A 2106-nucleotide genomic window follows, 5' to 3' on the forward strand; every position below is an offset into this window, starting at 1 on the left:
CCGGCGGGGGAGGGGGCGGTGGCCGTCAGCGGGCCGCCGCAGGCGGGGCAGGCCGGGGCCGGTTCGGGCTCCTCGCCGGGGGCCGGGGCGTCCGGGACCGGGTGCGAGGTCAGGCCCAGCCGTTCGGCGACCACGCCGGCCTGGAAGCGGCTGTGCGCGCCGAGGCCGTCCAGCAGGTCCGAGACGTGGCGGCGGCAGGTGCGCAGGGAGATGCCGAGGCGGCGGGCGACGGACTCGTCCTTGAGGCCCTTCGCGAGCAGCACCAGGATGCTCTGCTTCATCGTCTTGGTGACGTCGTGCGCGGCCTGCGGGCCGCTGGCGAACGGGGCCGCGTTCTCCCAGTCCCGTTCGAAGACCGTCAGCAGGTAGGAGAGCAGGTCGGGCTCGCGGATGATGAGCGCGCCGCCGGAGCTGGCGGGCAGCAGGGCCAGCGAGCCGTCCACGATGATCAGCTGCGGCAGCACCTCCGGCAGCGTCCGGATCTCGGCGCCGGCCTCGATGAGCTGCTCGGCGTGCACCCGGGTGGGCTGGTCGAAGCGGGTCGCGTGCTGGTAGAGGCTGCGCATCCGGACGCCCCGGTCGAGCAGCGCCAGGTCGCGCGGCAGCGCCTCGCGCAGGGCGGCCGGGGAGAACGAACCGCCGTGCTTGGAGACCAGCACCTCGCTGCGGCAGGAGTCGATCACGTCGGCGAGCAGCGAGCGCACCGCGAACTTGTCCGGCAGGCTGTCGATGGTGCCCTGGGGGAAGGCGTGCTGACGGGCCTGGAGGTAGACGGGCACCAGCGCCGCGAGGCCGTCGCGCTGCTGCTGGACGATCCGCCGCTGCTCGCGCAGGGCCTCCTCCCGGGCGCGCAGGGCGGTGTCGCGGGCGGAGAGCAGCTGGGCGGTCGCGGCCTGGGGGCTGACGGGCTGCCAGGCGACCGGGGGCGCGTCCGTACGGGTCCCGTCCGTGCGGCGGTCGTCGGGGAACAGTTCCTGGAGGAGGCAGGCCCCGGTGAGCTGCCGGACGGCCGCCTCGCACTCCGGCAGGGTCAGGTCGGTCTCCGACGCCGCCTGGGCGAGGGTCGCCGGGGTGAGGCGCTCGTGCACCACCGTCCACCGGTAGAGCGTGACGGCCGCGCTGTCGAGCGCGGGCACGTCGGCGGTCGGGTCGGGGACGGTCGGGTCGGGGCCGGTCACGGGGTGCATCGCATGCCTCCTAAAGCTGCCAGGCAGGCTCATGATCCCCTGCGGGGGATGCCGTGGCCATCCGCCGCCTGGCAGGGTGACGAGCACGGACCGGGCGATGCGGCAGGAACTGCGGAAATGCCCGGAACGTGTGGAACCGTCCCCGAAGTGATGGGAGTTGTCGTCATGCGAGGAATCGTGACGCGGACACTGGCCGTGGTCGCGCTGGGTGCCGCCGCCTGGTTGGGCGGGGTGGCTCCGGCCGGCGCCTCCGTGTTCGACGGCGCGACGCTGACGGAACCCGGCGGCGTGCACGACGGCCACCACTGCGTCCAGACGACGGCCTGGGGCGACGCCTGGTGCCCGGGCAAGCCGCTGAGCTGACGCGTCGTCGCGGGCGACTCCCGTCCCCTCCTCATCGAAAGGGAAGTCCTGTCATGCACATGGCTCTGAAGCGTTCCGTCCGTACCGCGCCCACCGCCACCGGCCGGGCCGGCTCCGCGCCTTCCGCCCCCTCCGCCGGGGCCTCCGCAGGGTCCGCGAGCTGATCCGCCCGGTGAAGTGACGTAGCGCGCCCTGCACGGGAAGTCGGCGGAGTCGACTTCCCGTGCAGGGCGCGTTGCCGTACCCGCGGGTGCGAGGGGCTCAACCGCCGACGCGCACCACGTACTTGCCGGTCGCCCGGCCCTCCTGCATGGCGTCGTGGGCGGCCGGGACGGCGTCGAGGCCGGGCAGTTCGGTGACCGGCAGGTCCAGGCCGCCGTCGGCGAGGAGGCCGAGGACCCGGCGGACGGCGCGGGCCAGCCGCTCGGGGGCGGTGGCGGCCAGGCCGCGGTGGCTGAAGCCGGTGACGGTCAGGTTGCCCGCCATCAGGTGGCCGAGCGGGGGCAGGTCGGCGACGGCGCCGCCGCCCGCGTTGCCGAACAGCACGATCCGCGCG

General features: G+C 75.0%; 3 protein-coding genes. 1 reads left to right on the forward strand and 2 read right to left on the reverse strand.

The window, feature by feature from the left end:
• Nucleotides 1-1187: LuxR C-terminal-related transcriptional regulator (locus AE652_RS40180; RefSeq protein WP_049660679.1), on the reverse strand; the 1187-nt coding region annotated here is incomplete at its 3' end.
• Between the two features lie 177 nt (nucleotides 1188-1364).
• Between AE652_RS40180 and AE652_RS47020 the strand changes: the two genes are divergently transcribed.
• Nucleotides 1365-1550, forward strand: coding sequence for a hypothetical protein (locus tag AE652_RS47020; RefSeq protein ID WP_117487948.1), 186 nt, complete (start codon nucleotides 1365-1367; stop codon nucleotides 1548-1550).
• A gap of 261 nt (nucleotides 1551-1811) precedes the next feature.
• On the opposite strand, the gene AE652_RS40185 is transcribed toward AE652_RS47020, so the two are convergent.
• Nucleotides 1812-2106, reverse strand: a 295-nt coding sequence (locus AE652_RS40185) for a zinc-binding dehydrogenase (RefSeq protein WP_159028711.1), incomplete at its 5' end; no start/stop codon positions are given.

It is taken from the genome of Kitasatospora sp. MY 5-36 (assembly GCF_001182915.1).
Classification (GTDB): domain Bacteria; phylum Actinomycetota; class Actinomycetes; order Streptomycetales; family Streptomycetaceae; genus Kitasatospora.